General features: G+C 46.5%; 18 protein-coding genes. 5 read left to right on the top strand and 13 right to left on the bottom strand.

The features are described from left to right. Positions 1 to 133 precede the first annotated feature (133 nt). The 5 genes from ACLWNV_RS02550 to ACLWNV_RS02530 all read right to left on the bottom strand — a co-directional run bounded on the left by ACLWNV_RS02550 (position 134) and on the right by ACLWNV_RS02530 (position 3,967). Positions 134 to 559, bottom strand: a complete 426-nt coding sequence (locus ACLWNV_RS02550) for a hypothetical protein (protein ID WP_413586342.1) — start codon at positions 557 to 559, stop codon at positions 134 to 136. A 16-nt stretch (positions 560 to 575) separates the two neighbouring features. After that, on the bottom strand, positions 576 to 980 hold the full coding sequence (gene fliS, locus ACLWNV_RS02545; protein WP_413577002.1) for a flagellar export chaperone FliS: 405 nt from the start codon (positions 978 to 980) through the stop codon (positions 576 to 578). A 49-nt stretch (positions 981 to 1,029) separates the two neighbouring features. Further along, the gene (gene fliD, locus ACLWNV_RS02540; RefSeq protein WP_413586341.1) at positions 1,030 to 2,403 is read right to left on the bottom strand and encodes a flagellar filament capping protein FliD; all 1,374 of its coding nucleotides are present in this window, start codon (positions 2,401 to 2,403) and stop codon (positions 1,030 to 1,032) included. Between the two features lie 194 nt (positions 2,404 to 2,597). After that, positions 2,598 to 2,969, bottom strand: a complete 372-nt coding sequence (locus tag ACLWNV_RS02535) for a hypothetical protein (RefSeq protein ID WP_413586339.1) — start codon at positions 2,967 to 2,969, stop codon at positions 2,598 to 2,600. 164 nt (positions 2,970 to 3,133) lie between these two features. Beyond that, on the bottom strand, positions 3,134 to 3,967 hold the full coding sequence (locus tag ACLWNV_RS02530; protein ID WP_413586338.1) for a flagellin: 834 nt from the start codon (positions 3,965 to 3,967) through the stop codon (positions 3,134 to 3,136). A 656-nt stretch (positions 3,968 to 4,623) separates the two neighbouring features. Between ACLWNV_RS02530 and ACLWNV_RS02525 the strand changes: the two genes are divergently transcribed. Then, entirely contained in the window at positions 4,624 to 5,193 is a 570-nt protein-coding gene (locus ACLWNV_RS02525; RefSeq protein WP_413586337.1) for a transposase, read from the top strand. Between the two features lie 508 nt (positions 5,194 to 5,701). Here ACLWNV_RS02525 and ACLWNV_RS02520 read toward each other — a convergent pair. Beyond that, positions 5,702 to 6,529, bottom strand: coding sequence for a flagellin (locus ACLWNV_RS02520; protein WP_413586336.1), 828 nt, complete (start codon positions 6,527 to 6,529; stop codon positions 5,702 to 5,704). A 474-nt stretch (positions 6,530 to 7,003) separates the two neighbouring features. Further along, positions 7,004 to 7,741, bottom strand: a complete 738-nt coding sequence (locus tag ACLWNV_RS02515; RefSeq protein ID WP_413586335.1) for a 3D domain-containing protein — start codon at positions 7,739 to 7,741, stop codon at positions 7,004 to 7,006. A 270-nt stretch (positions 7,742 to 8,011) separates the two neighbouring features. Between ACLWNV_RS02515 and ACLWNV_RS02510 the strand changes: the two genes are divergently transcribed. After that, a complete protein-coding gene (locus ACLWNV_RS02510) occupies positions 8,012 to 10,741 on the top strand; it encodes an ATP-binding protein (RefSeq protein WP_413586334.1) in 2,730 nt (909 codons plus the stop codon). Here ACLWNV_RS02510 and ACLWNV_RS02505 read toward each other — a convergent pair. From ACLWNV_RS02505 to ACLWNV_RS02480, 6 genes are read right to left on the bottom strand one after another with little or no spacing between them, the layout of a single operon-like run. Beyond that, positions 10,738 to 11,379: an ATP-binding cassette domain-containing protein gene (locus ACLWNV_RS02505; protein ID WP_413586333.1), complete on the bottom strand. Its 642-nt coding sequence runs from the start codon at positions 11,377 to 11,379 to the stop codon at positions 10,738 to 10,740. The genes ACLWNV_RS02510 and ACLWNV_RS02505 overlap by 4 nt on opposite strands. Beyond that, positions 11,351 to 12,766, bottom strand: coding sequence for an ABC transporter permease subunit (locus ACLWNV_RS02500; RefSeq protein ID WP_413586332.1), 1,416 nt, complete (start codon positions 12,764 to 12,766; stop codon positions 11,351 to 11,353). The genes ACLWNV_RS02505 and ACLWNV_RS02500 overlap by 29 nt, the downstream gene beginning before the upstream one ends. A gap of 41 nt (positions 12,767 to 12,807) precedes the next feature. Further along, positions 12,808 to 13,848 (bottom strand): thiamine ABC transporter substrate-binding protein, encoded by a 1,041-nt coding sequence (locus tag ACLWNV_RS02495; RefSeq protein WP_413586331.1) that lies wholly within the window; start codon positions 13,846 to 13,848, stop codon positions 12,808 to 12,810. A gap of 3 nt (positions 13,849 to 13,851) precedes the next feature. Beyond that, positions 13,852 to 14,334 carry a hypothetical protein gene (locus ACLWNV_RS02490; RefSeq protein ID WP_413586330.1) on the bottom strand — a complete coding sequence of 161 codons (483 nt, stop codon included), beginning with the start codon at positions 14,332 to 14,334 and terminating at the stop codon, positions 13,852 to 13,854. A gap of 13 nt (positions 14,335 to 14,347) precedes the next feature. Beyond that, positions 14,348 to 14,986: an endonuclease III gene (nth, locus tag ACLWNV_RS02485; RefSeq protein WP_413586329.1), complete on the bottom strand. Its 639-nt coding sequence runs from the start codon at positions 14,984 to 14,986 to the stop codon at positions 14,348 to 14,350. Next, positions 14,976 to 15,212 (bottom strand): ferredoxin, encoded by a 237-nt coding sequence (locus ACLWNV_RS02480; protein ID WP_413586328.1) that lies wholly within the window; start codon positions 15,210 to 15,212, stop codon positions 14,976 to 14,978. The genes nth and ACLWNV_RS02480 overlap by 11 nt, the downstream gene beginning before the upstream one ends. A 160-nt stretch (positions 15,213 to 15,372) precedes the next feature. Here ACLWNV_RS02480 and ACLWNV_RS02475 point away from each other — a divergent pair, with 160 nt between their 5' ends. The 3 genes from ACLWNV_RS02475 (at position 15,373) to elbB (ending at position 18,079) form a co-directional block, all read left to right on the top strand. Continuing rightward, positions 15,373 to 16,464 carry a GNAT family N-acetyltransferase gene (locus ACLWNV_RS02475; protein ID WP_413586327.1) on the top strand — a complete coding sequence of 364 codons (1,092 nt, stop codon included), beginning with the start codon at positions 15,373 to 15,375 and terminating at the stop codon, positions 16,462 to 16,464. Then, on the top strand, positions 16,461 to 17,363 hold the full coding sequence (locus ACLWNV_RS02470) for a hypothetical protein (protein WP_413586326.1): 903 nt from the start codon (positions 16,461 to 16,463) through the stop codon (positions 17,361 to 17,363). The genes ACLWNV_RS02475 and ACLWNV_RS02470 overlap by 4 nt, the downstream gene beginning before the upstream one ends. Before the next feature lie 62 nt (positions 17,364 to 17,425). After that, a complete protein-coding gene (elbB, locus tag ACLWNV_RS02465; protein WP_413586325.1) occupies positions 17,426 to 18,079 on the top strand; it encodes an isoprenoid biosynthesis glyoxalase ElbB in 654 nt (217 codons plus the stop codon). Positions 18,080 to 18,084: the final 5 nt, after the last annotated feature.

The raw sequence follows: 18,084 nt of genomic DNA, 5'->3' as shown, positions 1-18,084 counted from the left end.
GAGATAATAGAGGAGCAACACAGATGCCAAACTTTGGAATGCATTTAATTGAAGTTGAGGCAAGTTCAGCTCAGGAGTTTGACTCCCAGACCGTACTTGCCGTCAGCTTTTTGTCGGGAAAAAATTGCCGGGTCTAGGCCTCTTCATCCAATTGCGGAGCATATGACTTGGATTTGTATCCACCAATTGCCTTGCGATTTCGACGAACATCCTGCAACTCACGAATGATGGAGTTTTTTGCAGTCTCGATGCACGCCAGAACCTGAATATCCTGTTCAATGATGCGTGAAACGTATTCGTCCTTAATGGAAAGAGCTTCTTTGATCTGTTTACGATCTTCTGCCGCCATGACCATTTCAGGATTCATTTCGTTATGTGCTTTGTCGATCTGTGAATCAACATACTTAAGAACATCCAGAATTTTCTCGCGCGTTTGATAAAAGTGCTCCAAGTTGTCGAACAAACCTTGTGCAAAATTCACAAGTTCAACCTCGTTCAGGGCATAGAACTTTTCAAGGTAATGATTTTTTTCGTTCAACAGGCTGATGATTCTGGTCACGTTACCCTCCATGGTATTAACCCGCTTTCTTTCCGTCGTCGTTTTCTTTTTTAAGTTTTTCAACTGCTTGCAACCAACCGTCATACAGAGTGTTCAGCAGCTTCAGGTTCGCATGAAGTGGTGCCGCGTCTCCGGAGATATTGGCTTTCGTATATTGTTCCATCATGAACATATAGAGCTGTTCCAGCTGGGATGCGATTTCCCCGCCAACTTTATGGTCCAGAGTGTTGTTCAATTCCATAATGATATCGAAGGCTCTGCCGATGTTCTGACCGCGATCAGCAATCTTCTTTTCTTCGATAGCCTTCACTGCAAGTTTTGTGAACTTGATGGCACCTTCATATAGCATCAAAAGGATTTTCTCCTTGCTGGCACTTTGAACCGAAGTTGTTTTATATTTTTGATACGCGTTCTTATTCATCGTTTCCTCTTCCTATTCCTGATCGTCAACGTACACTTAACTACTTAAACTATCCGCCACCCTGCTGGGCCATCGCTGCAAACTTGGCCTGCTGGGCCTGCATCTCTGACATCTTCGTTTCCAGGTTGGCAAACTTCATACGAAGTCCGTCTTCCTTTCTTTGAAGCTGGCGCTCTTTGGTGTCGATCCGCTGATCAATCTGCTTGATCTGCGACTCAAGACCTCTTTTACGGTTGGCAATTCCGCCGTACTGCCCGTTGGTCAAATTACTGACCGTCTGCTTAATCACCTGAACAAAACCGGTTTTGAAACTGTCACCCCGGAAAAAGGCTGCGACACCCACCGGATTTTCATTCAAAACCTTGTTGAATTTTTCCTGGCTCAACTCCAGCGTACCGTTTCTGTTAAACGTGATACCCAGCTCATTGATCCGAACAATTGGAGACTCAACCCCAAGTACCGGATTCAAAATCGCTGTTCGCAAAGAACTTTCAATCGTGCGCAAAAGTCCGTCACCACCCAGTGGGCCCAGTTTCGGATTTCCACTTTTATCCCCGCCCTGAATCTGATTCTGCTTTTGGATAAATCCCAAAGCCGCGTTATAAGCATCAACGAAGTTTTTAACCTTGCCGCTGATCGCTTCCAGATTCTCTTTCACTGACATATTGATCTTCTTGCCTGGAGCTGCGGATTTCAGATCCAGAACCACTCCCGGAATCAAATCCTTGGCTTTGTTATCAGGAAGCTCAATTTCAAACCCGTCGATTTTCACTACCGCATTCTTGGAAGGACGGGACTGATCGAAGTACATATCCTGGTCGCCATCCAAAAGATAAATCTTTGGAAAAGCCACCTGCTTGTCATCACCCGTCGCCATACCGGAAACCAGAAGTTTGAAAGGGTTTTCCTTATCCTTTCGATCCTCCAGCACCTGAGCTTTCAGTCCCACATCGGCATTGTTAATCTGATTCGCCACACCTTCCAGAGTGGACGTCTTGCCGTTGATGTAGACTTCTTTCGTTCCTTCATGCGTTTCAAATTTTATATAACCAGTACCAATCTGCGTTTCGTTCTTATCCGGGAATCCGTTGGAAATCGCTGCCGGCTTTTCTGCCAGCTGAACAACTTCCAGATTGTACTCCCCCGGCACTGCAGTATTCGGATCAAGCTGACCGTCGATGATTGAGGTATCGCTTGAAAGGAATTTCTTATCTGCAAAACCGCGCACATTCGTCAGCTCTGAAAGATTCTTGGTGATATCTGTCACCTTGGTTTCGAGTTCTTTGACAAGTTTCAGCCTGTCATCCTTCTCGGCCTTCTTACCTTCCATTTGCTTCACAGGAATACGCTCAGCATCCATCAGCTGTTCGACGATATTTGGTGGTAGCCCAGAGGCCATGCCTGTAATTCGTATTCCTGCCATGAATCAATCGTCTCAAATTCATACGGTGAACGTGAGTCAATTAAATGTCCGTCGAAAGGCCTAGTGGCGCGGCTTTTAGGGCTGTATTGAATTATACGCGGGATAAATTTTGACATCCCCCTCTGGAACTGGACCAGATGCTGGGAACCAAATGCTATTAACACTTAAAAAACTTTGAATTGTGGCGGCAAAGACTAGGCGGATCTTTTTAAAAGCTGTCCTCTGGGAGAATCATCAGAAGGCAATGTCCAAAGCTCTGCTTCTGGAATTCGTCGAATCAGAGTACCCAGATTATCTTTCACCAAAACAAATTTTCCCTCTTCGGTCACATCCAATTCAACGGTCCATCGGTGTTCTTTGAAAGCGGAAAGTTTACGAAGGTGATCCATCGAAGCTTCGAGTTGTTCCTCGGTCATCGGTGGCTTTTCATTCTGTTGTTGTTGGTAAGATTCCTGACCGTTTGCCTCTCGGTCGTGGGCCATGTCGGATTGAATCGCCCGTCCCGTGCGGTCTACCGCTTTGACGTCGGAGGGCTGAATGTTGGGAATCAATCCTTTGATATTCATGAGGTACTTATCGGCATTTCTGCCTCATACTTAAACAGCTGGCTTTGGGCCATTCCCCAAGTCCTTCCCCCTCTAAGTACCCCAGGGAAACCCATTATTAGTTTTCCCTGGGTAGGTTGGTACCGGGAGAGCACGGAGGCGCTCTCCCGATCAAACATTTAAGATTAACCGATCAATTTCATTGCTGCACCTGGAAGCGAGTTCGCTTGAGCCAGGACACTTGTATTTGCTTGCAACAATACTTGGTTACGAGCTTGGTCAGCGGAAGCTGAAGCGATATCTGTATCACGGATACGAGAGTTCGCTGCAGAGATATTCTCGTGTTGCACACCCAAGTTGTCGACTGTGGAAGTCAGACGATTTTGAAGGGCACCAAGATTTGCGCGGAAACCATTCACTTTAGTTTGAGCGTTGTCGATCTGCTCAAGAGCACTTTGTGCGCCCGCTTTAGAGCTGAAATCGAAACCATCGATACCAAGTGATGCTGTCGTTGCATCTGTTTCACCTGCGTTGAAGGAGATACGGTCCGCGAAATCGTCGTTACCGATACCTACCTGGAAGTCGAACTTGTCGCCAGAACCATCAAGCAGTTTAGTTGTACCAAATCGAGTTGATTGAGTGATACGTTGAGATTCGTCTTTCAACTGTTGGATCTCTTTATTCAAGAAACCACGCTCTGTATCACCGATAGTATCAGAAGAAGCCTGTACACCCAACTCACGCATACGAGTCAAGATGTTGGATACTTCGGACAAACCACCCTCAGCAGTTTGAACCATTGAGATACCATCATTCGCATTTCGTTGAGCTTGGCTGTAAGATCTGATTTGCGACTTCATACCTTCAGAGATTGCCAAGCCGGCAGCATCATCTGCAGCTTTGTTGATGCGCGATCCAGAAGACAATTGCTCCATGGATTTACCGATAACACGTTGAGAACTTTGTAGAGTTCTTTGTGCATTTACCGCTGCGATATTAGTAGAAATTCTCATTCCCATTTGGGACCCCCATAAATTGTGGCCGCCCTATACCTACTTAGGCTGACCTGTTTAACACGTTGGGACTCAACTTTGGTCTCGGCACTCTGCAATCGAGTTTTCGTCAGGCAGTCACACCCGTCGAAGCTCTCAAGTACTTTTCGACTTCGGTATCGTCGTTGCTTCTGACATACCTTTCGGCGAGGTCTGGAAAGGCTTTAGTCGCGTCCTGCAAAACTAGACCATCATCCAGCTCCAACTGGACCTTCGGCCTGAAATCCCGCCCTTATACCTGCTTTTTTCAATACCAAGGTCTGGGTTTTTCCCAGATCTCACAAACGTCTGACAGACCTTCGCAAAGCTTTTTGATCCCAAATTTAAAGATTTATACGTGTGAAGCACTTCAAGACCAACGAACTGCACTATGAAAACACAAAAAACCAAACCCTAGACAAACACACCACTAAGGAACCATCCCAAACGGTTTCTCAGAGGCCCCTCGTATTGAGGGGGGTATCGGTCATGCACACACTCGTCCTCGATAATTGCAGAACAAAGTCTCCGCCACTCGGACGACTCCTTCTCCTACGAGTCACAGGAGTGCCCCTTACGTAAGGCTGTTAATTGCACTCTCCTCTACTCATTGGGGTATCGGTCATCGATCCCGTGGAGACTGCATGAGACAACAACTCTTTACATCACTTAATACAAAGATGAAGCATCGCTACTGTTATGGAGGTTCGTTACGAAACTCTGCGAAAGGACGAGCAGCGCGCCCACTATCGACAAAAGATCCAATTCATTTGGTTTTAAAGATAAATAAAACCACAGTTAAAGGCGGCCTAAGAAATCCCTACGCTTTTCGTTTAATGAATATAGTACTCAAAAGATACGCACTGAAGTTCTTCGTGAAGGTCGAACAGTTCTCCATCCAAAACGATCACGTCCACCTGTTGATACGTGGAACCCGCAGATCCAAACTACAAAGCTTCTTTAGAGTAGTTCCAGGTCAGTTCGCACAGAACCTGACCGATACCCTCAAAACAAAAGGAAAAGAAAGAATCTGGAAATACAGGCCCTTCACCCGCGTCGTCAAAGGATTCAAAGCCTACCAAATAGTAAGAGACTACATCCAACTTAACGAGTGCGAAGCCAACGGCCGCCCTTACTCAAAAACCCGCTTGAGAGGACTCACCCAAAAACAAAGGCAAGAGCTCTGGGAATTTCGAATGAGACCCACAACCTGACCGATACCCCTCCCCACACGAATCGAACAGCGAAAAAAAACATCCAAGTGAAGGCATCGAAAGACAGTATCCAAGGATTGAAGACAGAAAAAACAGAAAAAGAGAGTGAAACGGAAGGCAGGAAAACAAACATAAGAGGGAATGGGATTCGTCTAGTATGTGATTTGCGGAATGAGGGATAGAACCTGAAGTTGAAGGGAGTGATTGAGTGAAAAGTAGCGCGCCAAAAGAAGTCCGAAGTCAGCAAAGGCGAATCAAAAGTGCCCGAGTGAAAGTTCGGCGCCGACAACGCAGCAGGCGGGTACTTTTCATTCGCCCGTCGTGCTTGGCAATGACCGACCCTCGTAGGAAAGAACGCGAAAATCCCACAAGGACCCCGTCGAGGGTCCCCGTGGGTGGGCTGAATTAGAGTAGTTTTTTGTGGGCGACTACTCCAGAGGGAGATTTATCCCGGAGTCCCCCTCGCAAATTGAAGGAACTAATTAAAAACTAAGTTCTAATTTTTACCTTAGCCTACGAGTTTCATAGCAACGTTAGGCAATTGGTTGGCTTGCGACAATACCGAGACTGCAGTGTTTTGCAGGATATTGGCAGAAGCCATTTCGGCCGTTTCTTTGGCGATATCTGTATCCCTGATACGAGAGTTCGCTGCAGAAAGATTTTCGAATGAAATATCCAAGTTACTTACAGTGGACTGCAAGCGGGACTGGGTTGCACCAAATCCGGCACGCATTTCACTGACCTTGACGAGGGCTTTGTCGATACTCTCCAGAGAAGAGCGCGCTCCGCCTTTGTCTTCCATATCAATCCCATCGATTCCCAGATTACCTGCTGAGGCATCGGCATCGAAGGTGACTTTGATCATATTATCTTCTCCGGCATTGGCACCGACCTGGAACTCCAGCTCACCGCCAGATCCATCCAGAAGTTTTCGATTACCAAACGTTGTCGTTTTGGCAATACGGTCGGCCTCTTGAAGAAGTTGTTGGGTCTCTTTGTTCAGGAATCCGCGCTCTGTTTCACCGATCGTGTCAGATGCAGCTTGTACACCCAGCTCACGTAAACGGATCAGGATATTGGAGATCTCGTTCAGACCACCCTCACCTACTTGCGCAAAGGAAATCGCGTTGTTGGCGTTGTTTCGCGCCGCCGAGATACCTTTTAATTGTCCTTTGAAGTTTTCTGAGATCGCCAGACCTGCGGCGTCGTCAGCAGCATTTACGATACGGGAACCGGAAGCAAGAGCCTGAGCAGAGTGCTCAGTTCTTTTTTGTTGCGTGGACAATACACGCTGAGCAGCGATAGACGCTGTATTCGTTGCAATTCTTAAGCCCATTACGATCCTCCTCGGGATATGTTTGGACCATAAGACGCTGTTTTTTTATGGATTAAAGATTGCACTGTGGTCGCACCACTTACCTGCAGAACACCTTTGAACCCGACAACGTACTATGATCGAATAATTTGTTTCGTTCAAAAAACTCTTAAATTTTTAAATACAAATATTTTGGTTGGAGCAGGTCCCCCGCAGCATGGGTGACTGACCATGTTTGCAGGAGACTTTGTCCGAGGAATCTTTTGAGGAGAGGTCCGCGGAAGCCCAACGTGTTACGAATAACTTATCGACGAAGGTCTAGAAAACTTTAGACCTAGGTCCAGTTTTTTTTCGGGGACCACGCAAACTACCTGATTTTACTGAAGATTGAGTTTGAATTTTTTTAGCCAAAGGTCCAGGGATCACTGGACCAAGGTGGGTAAAAACACGAAAGATATTCAACGGTTATGTTACACAAAATAGACGGCTGTTTGTCTACTCGCCTTCCACAGGCAAAGCCGAAGTGCGAGAAAACTTGGATATCTCCTCGAGAGTTCTAACGATAATTGAGTTCTTTAAACCTGGATAACCACGTCGCTCCCGAGTGGCAGCGGCCTCTTCCTCGGTCGCTAATCGATAGTCGAATCGCGCGTAGGGATCGCCGAAACCCAAGCGGGCAATAATGTTGTCTTTATCTGCGTGATTATAAAAGCCAGTGAAAAAGTCGAAGCGACCCTGCCCCAAAATACGCGCTCCGCGATCACGTATAATCACGAATCCGTCGTGAATACTTCCATCAGGCATCGGGGCATTTACCAATCGAGGAACAAAAACCACATCGCCTACATTATAGATCGAAAGGTCCGCAGCGATTGTGTAGTAAGGATCAAGACAGGTTGATTTAACACCATAGCCATAAGGGCAACGCCGTAAATCGACCTCCACAAATCTTGGAATATTCTTAATACGCGAATGGTAATTGAAAGAGCGAACACTTCCGCCTTTATCGACGAAGCAGGCCCCTTCGATCAGACATTTATCAAAATCCTTGGAGCATATCGTAGTTAATACTTTATCAGTGGGAGACACGAGATCTTTTAAGTCTTCTTGGGTACATTTTGCGGCGTCGAAATGGACTGTGGGTTTATAATAAATTGTGGGAGTCAGTAGACTCGCTTCGCCCTCCATGACCTTCGTTTGGGCGCAGGAGATGATGTGAACAATAAAGGTCATCGCAAAAAGAAATTTTCCGGTAAAACTAAGCCTCAATGGTACCCCCACGGTTTCGTCTTTTATTCATAACCATTACTGGGCAAAATTTCACCCTCACAGACAAAAGACAAATTACAAGGTCCAAACAAATTGAACGCAAAAACAGCTTTCTCCCGGGTTGAGTTACAAATCACTAACCTCATTCAAAAAACGACCTGTTTTCAGAGGGAAAAGGAACTACTGATTGCGTGAATCAGAATCAGTCGGTACTACTAGAAGTAAGGCAACAAAATGACTTTACGTTTAAGAATTTTCCTATTCAATCTAGTCTCAGTATTCTTAGCTACTTTCGTTGTTGCTTTGATCGGTCTTAAAATTGTCGAATCCACAATTGTCGACAGTACTTATGAACGATTAACACAAATCCGTATTGCCAAAACCACTTCCATTGAAAACTACTTCCGTGACCTGCAAATGGCAGTGAATCTGATTTCTTCCCACGAAATGACGGACAATCTTTTGATGGATTCCAAATCAGATTCATTTCCGGAATTTCGTCGTTTGTTGGATAACTATGTTCTGGATTTCAACATTTACGATCTGGCCCTGATTAATCCCCAAGGGCGAGTCCTTTACACCACACGCAAAGACTTTGACGATGGTGCCTCGGTTTTCGATGACACCGCAGGGATGCAGAAGCTGAAAGACCTGTTTAACTGGGCGATGAAGGCCCAGGAAGGTTCGACGCTATTCCTGGATTTTGAAAAGGATTCGGTCAGTGTCAAATTCACGACCGGCTATGTTGCCTCCCCGATTATTCGCAATGGCAAGTTCCTGGGCGCCGTCATTCTGAAAATCTCGATCTCGGAAATCGACCGTATTACCAGTGACAATTTCGCCTGGGCCACCCATGGCATGGGACAAACCGGGGAAACTTTGATCTATGGCGAGGACTGGAGTCTGCGCAATACAGGTCGCTTCCGTTCTGAAGAACAAATTGAAGGTACTTCGGCTGACACTCCTTCAGACGAAGCAGTTTCTGTTTCAGGACAAAGCAATCGTGGTGATGAAGATATCAAGAAAATTGAAAACCTCAGCGAGGTGCGGGAGCTGGGTACAGATTACCGCGGGCAAAAAGTTATTCGCTCTATCGGGAAAATCTATCTGCCCAATGGCGAGCTTTGGTACATCCAAACGAAGATTGATGAAAGCGAAGCCTTTGCCGTCCTGGATCGTATTGCCATCGCCTCGAGTGCCGCAGCGGTTTTAATTTTCATCCTGTTCTTCTTTGCAACATTTGCGGCGACCGGCAAGGTGGTTGAGCCGATTCAGCTTTTGACGGACCGTTTGGAAAAGCTGGGTACCAGCAATTTGACCCAGAAAATCAATTATCAATCCCGGGATGAAATCGGGATGCTGGTTACCAAGTACAATCAGCTTGCCGATCGTTTGGAAACAACCACCGTTTCCAAAGAATTCCTGGATAGCGTTATTCAATCCATCAAAGCGTTCCTGTTCATCGTCAAAGTCGTCCATCACGATGACTGGCGCCAGTCTTCTTACATGATTTCCCAAGCCAATGAATACGCTCTTAAGCTTTTGGGTCTGTCACCAAATCAAGTAGCGCAAGTGGATCTAAAAAGTCTGATTCATGCGCAGCCGGAATTTAAAAACTACACGTGGCTTTTACAGACACGTCACAGTATTCAGGCCGAGATCACTAACGTCGACGGCCATCGAATCCCAATCCTGATGAACTGGGCGGCACTGCCTAACAGAACATCCAAAGACTTAACATTCGTTTTCGTCGGTACAGATATCACCGATCGAATCCAAAGCGAGCACGCACTGATCCAAGCCCGAGAGCAGGCCGTGAAAGCATCCCAGGCCAAATCAGAATTCCTGGCGCGTATGTCCCATGAAATTCGCACTCCACTGAATGCGATTATTGGTATTACGGATATTCTTTCTGAATCAGAGTTGAAACCCGAGCAAGCGCAGCTGGTTCAGGTTTGCGCTAATGCCGGTGAAAATCTGCTGTCATTGATTAATGATATTTTGGATATCTCAAAAATCGAAGCGCGCGAAGTGCGCATTGAAAAGATCGCCTTCGATCTGGTGGCAACAACAAAAAATATTTGCGACATTCTGAAACAGAAGGCCGCCGAGAAAAATCTGGATTTCCATCTGAAAGTGAATCTGGAAGGCGAACGTCCCCACATCATCGGGGATCCGACCCGTCTGCGCCAGATTCTGTTCAATCTGATTGGGAATGCCATTAAGTTCACTCAGTCCGGTGAAATCGCTGTCAGTGTCGACTTCGAAGATGAAGCAAAAAACTGCCTGCGCTTCCGTATTCGCGATACAGGTACGGGCATTCCCACAGACAAACAGCATTTGTTATTCCAGAACTTTGTTCAGGCCGACAGCTCTATCACCCGCAAATTCGGTGGCAGCGGTTTGGGTCTGACGATTTCAAAAAATCTGGTTGAGCTTATGGGTGGTAAAATCTGGTTTGAAAGCCGCGAAGGCGCGGGAAGTACATTTGGTTTTACCATCCCGTATGTACCAACTGATGCCGTGATTGAATCTCCTCGGGCAGTTGAGGATACCAAGGACATCGCTCGAATCACTTCAAGCGTTGCCCGCAATGGAAGAATTCTGGTCGTGGACGATACTGAAGACAACCGATTCCTGCTGCTGACTTATTTGAAAAAGTATCCTTTCGACATCGTTCAGGCTGAAAACGGTAAAGTCGCTGTTGAAAAAGCGACGACGGGCGAGTTTGATTTGATATTGATGGACATTCAGATGCCAGTGATGGACGGATACGTGGCCACGCGTAAGATTCGCGAGTGGGAACACAATAACAAACTAAAACCAACTCCGATTATTGCTGTCAGTGCTAATGCTATGGCTGAAGATATTCAAAAATCATTGGATGCCGGCTGCACTGAACATCTGACCAAGCCAGTTAAGAAAACCGCTCTGTTAGAGATGGTTCAGCGCTATACGATCTAACTTTCTGAAACAATAGAACCGTGGCGGATGTAAAATACCTTATTCGCCAGGACTTCAATGTCCTTTGGATCATGGGTTACCAGCAAGGTCGGAATCTTTTCATTTTCAATCACCGATTTAATCAGACGACGGCTGTCCTCGCGAAGCTCCTGATCCAGTGACGAAAAGGGTTCATCCAACAGCAATAAACGCGGCTCCCCGATCAGAGCTCTGGCGATAGCCGTGCGCTGCTTTTCTCCTCCGGAGATTATGGCGGCGGGTCTGTCCAGAAAGGATTCCATTTTCAGGTTTTGTGTCAGCTCTTTTAAGCGCGCGCGAACTTTTTCTTCAGAAATTTTACGTGCCCGGGCCGCAAATAGAATATTCTCTTTAGCAGTCATATGTGGAAACAAATCCAACGATTGAAATACCACTCCCAGACGACGGTCAGGCGTTCGCAGTTTTGCCAAATCCTGATTTTCAAATGTCCATTTCATGCCAGGGCAATCTTCCAACCCCAAAAGCATTCTAAAGACAGTGGTTTTTCCCGAACCGGATGGACCTGACAATACTGTCACTCCCTGATCCAGAATTTCCCAGCGAGGGATATCCAATTTAAAATCTCCGAAATCACGGCGTAAATTTTCTACTAAGGACACGCCCCCCCCCAACACAAAGAATAAAACAAATAAGACCTGCAACGACGATTAATAAGCTTAACACTGTTGCTTGATTTAAGCGGTAACCCGACATCAAGGTTTCAGTCATCATGGCGATACTTAAATCCCGGTGAGCCAAAATTCGTGACACGGCAAAATCCCCGCACGCCCATACGGCACCAATTCCCGCCAGCACTCCGGCCTTAGGCGAAATTTGCGGAAACATGATCTCCTGGAAAATTTGCGTGGGCGATGCGCCCATGGCATAAGCGACGTTCAACTGCGATTGCAGTCCGCGAAGCTCACTGTCCCAACCCATTCGAAACAAACCATTCAGGCTTAGTAGCAACATAGCGACCGGAATCTTCAGAAAAGGATAAATCCCTTCGTTGGGACTTAGTATTAGTAATGCAAAACATGCCAACGAAGTACTGGGCGCCACATATCCATTCAAAAACTTTTCAAACCAGGGCTTGGGCCAACAATACGCAATTAACATCAAGCACAGGTAACAAAGCATTCCCGTAGTCATTCCAATGAACAGACTTCCCAGGAAACTCCACGCCAAGGAGGATTGATACTCATACAAAGTCGACATCATACCGAATCCGGCGATGAGACCTTGAAAGTAGCCAGTAATATACATCAGGGAAATTGCGATGATAATCGCGATTCCGGAGCGCATGCGAACGATGTTTAAATTAGCAAACTGTCTGGCTGTGCTGCCCTTTGCACCGCTGACAATCAATGACAGTGCAAATATGAACAAGGACTGCAGGGCCGCCAGAAAAACGGCGCCACTCCAATCACCTGACAACCGAATCTTTTCGTAAATCAAAACTTCAATCGTCGTACCTTTACCACCACCCACAACCAGCGGAACCGAGAAACTGCCGAAACAAACTACAAATACAAAAAGCCCCAGAAGCCACAGATCCTTTTTTAGCATTGGCAAAAGACCTTTGCTTAGGAAATGCCAGCGACGAGCCCCTTCGACCCAGGAAAGCTCGGCCACTCCCCCGACTTTGTTTTCTACAATACCGGTAAAGAGAACTGCGACCAGGCCAAAATTCATCACCGTATGCACCAGTGCGATTCCAAAGGTACCTACTGGAAATGGATCGACGATATTTAATACGGACAGAATGATAAACAAGGGAGGCAAAAAGCTGGGCACCAGACACAGTACTTCCAGCACCAGACGAAGGCGGCTTTTGCCGTTAGAGAAATTCAGAATTCCGAACGAAGCCCAGACTCCCAGGATCAGGGAACCCACAGCTGAAAGAAGTGCCTGCGTGAAAGTGTTCTTAAATGCCCAAATTACTTCTGACAGTTCCGGTAATTCCTTAATCTTGAACTGAGTTACCAGAAACAAGAACGGAAACAACAGAAATACTATCAAAGCAATGCGAAGAAGCTTTCGGAGACTCAATTGAGTGTGCCTCTGCGAACTTCAGTCCAGCGCTTTAACAGGCGGTCCACTTCCGCCGTGGAAAGGATCTCAAATTCATTCAGGGTTTTATATTCCGGTACAGAGGCAAACGGAGTTCCATCACGAACACCTTTCATCACCGGCATCATATAGTTTTTTTCCATGATGATCTTTTGACCTTGCGGTGAAAGCATCAGGTTCACAAATTTTTCCGCAAGCTCACAGTGTCTGCAAAACTCAGGAATTCCCATGAACTCAAACTGCAACGGCAATGGTTCTTCAAAGGCGATGGCCTGGAAGTCTTTCTTTTTTTCCTCGATCTCGTGATACAGCGGCGAAGTCACATAAGAATAGACCATCTTGGTCTGTTTATTTGTGAACATGCCATAAGCGGTGGACCAGGTCGGAGAAAAGCTATGAACCTGAGGCATTAGCTGCTGTAAAAACTTAAAGGCTTCATCCTCTCCTTTGGAGCGGACCAGCCAATACAAGAACTGCATTCCCGGAGAACTGGTGCGGGGATCCTGCAACGAGATTTTTCTGGTTAATTCTGAATTCAAAAGGTCGTCAATCTTGACCGGTACCTTTTTAAGGTCTCCGGTGCGCATAACAAAGGTCAACGCCCCCCAGTCATAGGGAACAAAAAATTTGTTACTTAGCGCGGGCTTCACTGAATCATAGACATTTAAATTACCCAGATTCATTTTTCGCCACTGTTGTTCAGTCATGGCTTTGGAAAGATCGAATTGATCCAACCCCACCACCAAATCGGCCCCCAGGCTTTCACCTTCTATTTTCAAACGCTGAAGCAGGATTCCGGAATCACTACCCTCGATAAACTCGACATTGCATTGACAGTTTTTTTCAAACTCTGCCTTAAGGAGCGGACCGGGACCAAATTTCCCGGTAAAAGAGGAATAACCAAAAACCCGTAAAGTCGGCACGCTTGTGGAATTCGGAGTGGAATCCGTGCGATTGAGCATCGCCAGAAAAAGACCGCAAAAAACGACAGCAATAAATACGATAAAGTTCTTCATGGATTACCACCAGATGCCGCGACGACGCTTGAAGAAATAATAATCGATTCCCAGGCAGCGACCTGCGCCCACCCATGCCAGAATCAAATGAATCGCCAGGAAGGTTTTAAAGAAATCTTCCTGCCCCGGACCTGACAGAAATAACATGGTGACACACAAAAGGACACCCAACAGTGCCATCGGTCTGACTACGTAACCGATGATATAGGAAATAGCGATGGCAAACTCAAGGCCTACGATAATAAACGCCACCGTCTGCCAGTTTGGAATCATCTGCGCACTTGCAAAAATCTTAAACCAATTAGGCGCATGACTGGAAGGCAGCCACTCTGCAATTTGATCTGCGATTCGCGGACGAGTTAAAAAATCACCGCGATAGTTCTGCAGCGCTTGTTCCAAATAATAATAACCCAGGAAAATTCTGAGGAAGGAAATGGGCAGAAGATGACCTACGTATTTAACGCTCTCAAAGAATGAAACAAACATGTGATCATTGTGCCTAGACTCCGCGCTTCGGGCAAGTTGTCTCAAGGAAGCAATGATCGCATTGGGGTTTTCTCGCCTTACAGATAGCTCGACCATGAGAAATCAACAGATGTGACAATAAAATCCAGTCATCTTCGGGGACAACCTTGCACAACTGCTTTTCGATCAGAACTGCATTTTCAGTCTTTACCCAACCCAAACGATTCGACAAACGGGTTACGTGCGTGTCTACAACGATCCCGCTGGGAATATCAAAAGCATTTCCCAATACCACGTTTGCAGTTTTGCGTCCCACCCCTGCCAGCTGGACCAAGGACTCGAGGTCACGGGGGATTTCACCCGCATATTTTTTCACCAGATCGGTCGCTGCGGATTTTAGATTCTTGGCTTTGTTTTTAAAGAAGCCCGTAGAACGAACCAGGGATTCCAACGTTCCCAGTGGGGCTTTTGCCATGGCTTCAGGAGTTGGGAATTTTGCGAAAAGAGCTGGCGTAACCATATTCACCCGCTCGTCAGTGCACTGAGCGGACAAAACTGTTGCTACCAATAATTCAAAGGGATTTTTGTGATCAAGGGCGCAGTGGGCATCTGGATAATAGCGCTTAAGTAGCGCTATCGTTTGCTCTAAAGGAGCCTTTTTCTTAGTTGTCACCGTCGTTGCCAATTGCTTCGACTGGGCAGCCTTCCATTGCTTCCTTTACCAATTCCTGCTCTTCAGGGGATTCTGGCTGTTTGGAAACAAACGCATGACCGTCTTCTTCGTGCATGGAGAAATTATTAGGAGCCGTAAGAACGCAGGCGTCGCAAGCGATGCATGATTGATCGACGAACATTTTACCTGGTTTGTTTTCGTTCCACTTTTGACTCTTATCGGCCATGAAATTCTCCTAAATACGCCCCTTATTTATAAGCCTTTACCCCTTTCTGTCAAACTGGCCTTCCGGACTTGTGTCGCATTTTCAGGCCCTTTTTTGTTGAATCACTGGGGTCCAGCCCCAAATCCCGCTATTCTAAAGGAGACTGTCAAAAGGAGGGTTCATGGAAGGACCACGTTCACCTAGGGAAACTGAGCTTCCCCAAGTTTTGGATTTTTTGAATAAAAAACTGCGCTCAGAAGCCCCTTGGTCCATTGCCGCCGAGTATCCGACGGCTTTTACCTCTAACAACTTGCACAATATGCGCATTATTTCGGATGAAGAACGCGTTCTTTCCCATGCCGTATTGAAACCTCTTATTATTAAGTCTCCCCATGTCATCTTTAAGGTTGCTGCCATCGGTTCCGTAGTCACGGAAGACGACCATCGTGGTCAGGGTCTAAGCACGACGGTGATTAAGGACTGTCTTAGATCTGCCCAGGAGCAATCCTGTGATATCGCGATCTTATGGACTGATTTATTCGATTTCTATCGCCGTATGGGGTTTGAACTGGCCGGTAGCGAGATCAGTTTCGTGATCGAAGACAATTTTGAAATGCCTATCACTAACCTGAGCTATTCCACGGATAACCGCGTGGCTCCGGATGCGATTTATCGCCTTTATTCCAAACATTCAGTGAACTCTGTGCGCTCTATCGAGGAAACCCGCAAATTTCTATCCATTCCGCAAACCCAGATTTATACAGCTTGGGAGCCGAACGGCCAACTGGCGGCCTATGCCATCGAAGGTAAAGGCATCGATCTGGGCGGTTACATCCACGAATGGGGTGGCTCAACTTCCAGTTTACTTTCCTTGTTAAGTTTTATCCGCGCTAAAAAAGGCAATCCGTTCACGATCATCTGCCCGAAACATTCACAGAATCTGATTCGCGAGCTGGAAAGCCGTTCCGTCACCAAAAACAACGGCTTTTTGGGAATGATCAAAATCGTGAACTTTGATCAATTGTCAGCAAAGATCAAACGCGCTTTCCGCGCTGAAGGTGTCGCTGATTTCGTTTTGGAAAAACATCCAGATCATTTCGTTTTTGGTATCGGTCAGGATCTTTACACGATCAACAACGAAACTGACATGGTTCGCCTGTTGTTTGGACCGATCGATTATCGCGCGATTGGGATCTTCAAAGAAGAAACCGTTCAGAAGTTTGAAAAAATCATGCCCCTGCAACTTTGGATCTGGGGTTGGGATTCTATATGAGTAAGATTCTTCAAAGAGCCCTGCTTGCGGCCCTTACCGTAAGCACTCTTTCCTGTATGAAAACACCGGACCTTGAAGACCATTCAGTTCCGGCCACAGCTGAAGAAGTGGCAAGCTCCCTGGTTCAATCCTGGGGGGAGGTCGCTCCGCTGCAAATGCAAAAAGGTGATTTCATTCTGCAGGAAACGGAACAGCAATTAGAAACGATGAACCCGCGCCTGGTTCTTCAAGAGGGAACAACCATCAGTTCCATAGAGGATTCCACCGAAGAGCCTAACAGCCTTCTGTACACTTTCCTTTATCAAACTGCAGTCATTTCAGGCGACAACTCTTCCCAATCAACCAGAAAACAGTACCGCACGGTTGATAAAGGCAATGATCTGACATCTCAGTCAACGGCTCTTGCCACGACCAAATCAGTGATGGCCAAGAAAAATGATCTCACTGTGAAGGCAGATGATTACGAGCTGACTTTGGGTTTTGAACGCGTTCTGATGCTTGCCTACTCCTGTGTCATGACTGATGAGTTGCAAAAGTACTGCAAAGAAAACCTGAAACTTGATTCCTGTGAAATCAAGTGCGCCAACTTAACCTCGGTTTCTGAAGTGCGCCCCGCTCCGGACCTTATTAAAAAGCAACCTAACTGCGGTGGTCTTCCGAATTGCGAGCTCAATGTTAAAAAAGTGACATTTGATTGGTCGATTCTGATGAAGAGTGGAACTGCAGTTGAAAAGCAGAAGGTCACATACAGTATTTCGGTCACGCAAGATCTGCCGTTCTTTGCGCGCGTCTTGGATTACTGCAATCGTGGACTTGTACAGATTCCTGATTCTTCGAAAGTTTTAGTCACGGTGTGCAACCGTCTTACAAACTTTCAACGCACTGGCAGCCAGAACTAGTCACCACTTGATTGCCAGACACAAGGACCTCCTGTAGAGTAAAATCTCCCGGAGGTTTTTTTATGAAAAAAATCGCAGTAGTCCTTTCTGGTTGCGGTTACTTGGATGGTTCAGAAATCACAGAATCAATCAGCTTGCTGATTGCCTTGAATCAGGCAGGAGCTCAAGTGAGCTGCTTTGCGCCTGACATCGATTTGAATGAAATCGATCACGTTGCAAAAAATCCCACGGGCGCAACAAGAAATGTTTTGAAAGAATCCGCGCGCATCGCCCGCAGTCACGTTGAATCCCTGGCACATCTTCATGCTAAAGATTTTGATGCAGTTGTTTTTCCCGGTGGCTTTGGAGCTGCCAAGAATCTTTGCAACTGGGCTGAAAAAGGTGCCGCTTGTGATGTGAATGCCGAAGTCAAACGCGTGATCCTGGAATTCTTTGAAGCAAGTAAACCAATCGGTGCCTGCTGTATTGCCCCGGTATTGGTGGCGAAAGTTCTGGGCAAAAAGAAAGTCACAGTCACTATTGGAAATGATGCTGCAACAGCCGCAGAGATCCAAAAAACAGGTGCAATTCACGAAGAGTGCCCCGTGGATGACTACATCACAGATCGCGAAACGAAGGTTGTCACAACACCTGCATATATGTATGGCGACGCCAAACCCAACGAAGTGTTTGCCGGAATTTTCGGACTGGCTCACGAAATCGTCGAATGGGCCTAAGATTT

The sequence above is a fragment of the Bdellovibrio sp. HCB274 genome (assembly GCF_047306075.1).
Classification (GTDB): domain Bacteria; phylum Bdellovibrionota; class Bdellovibrionia; order Bdellovibrionales; family Bdellovibrionaceae; genus Bdellovibrio.
This window is presented reverse-complemented; position numbering and strand designations above follow the sequence as displayed.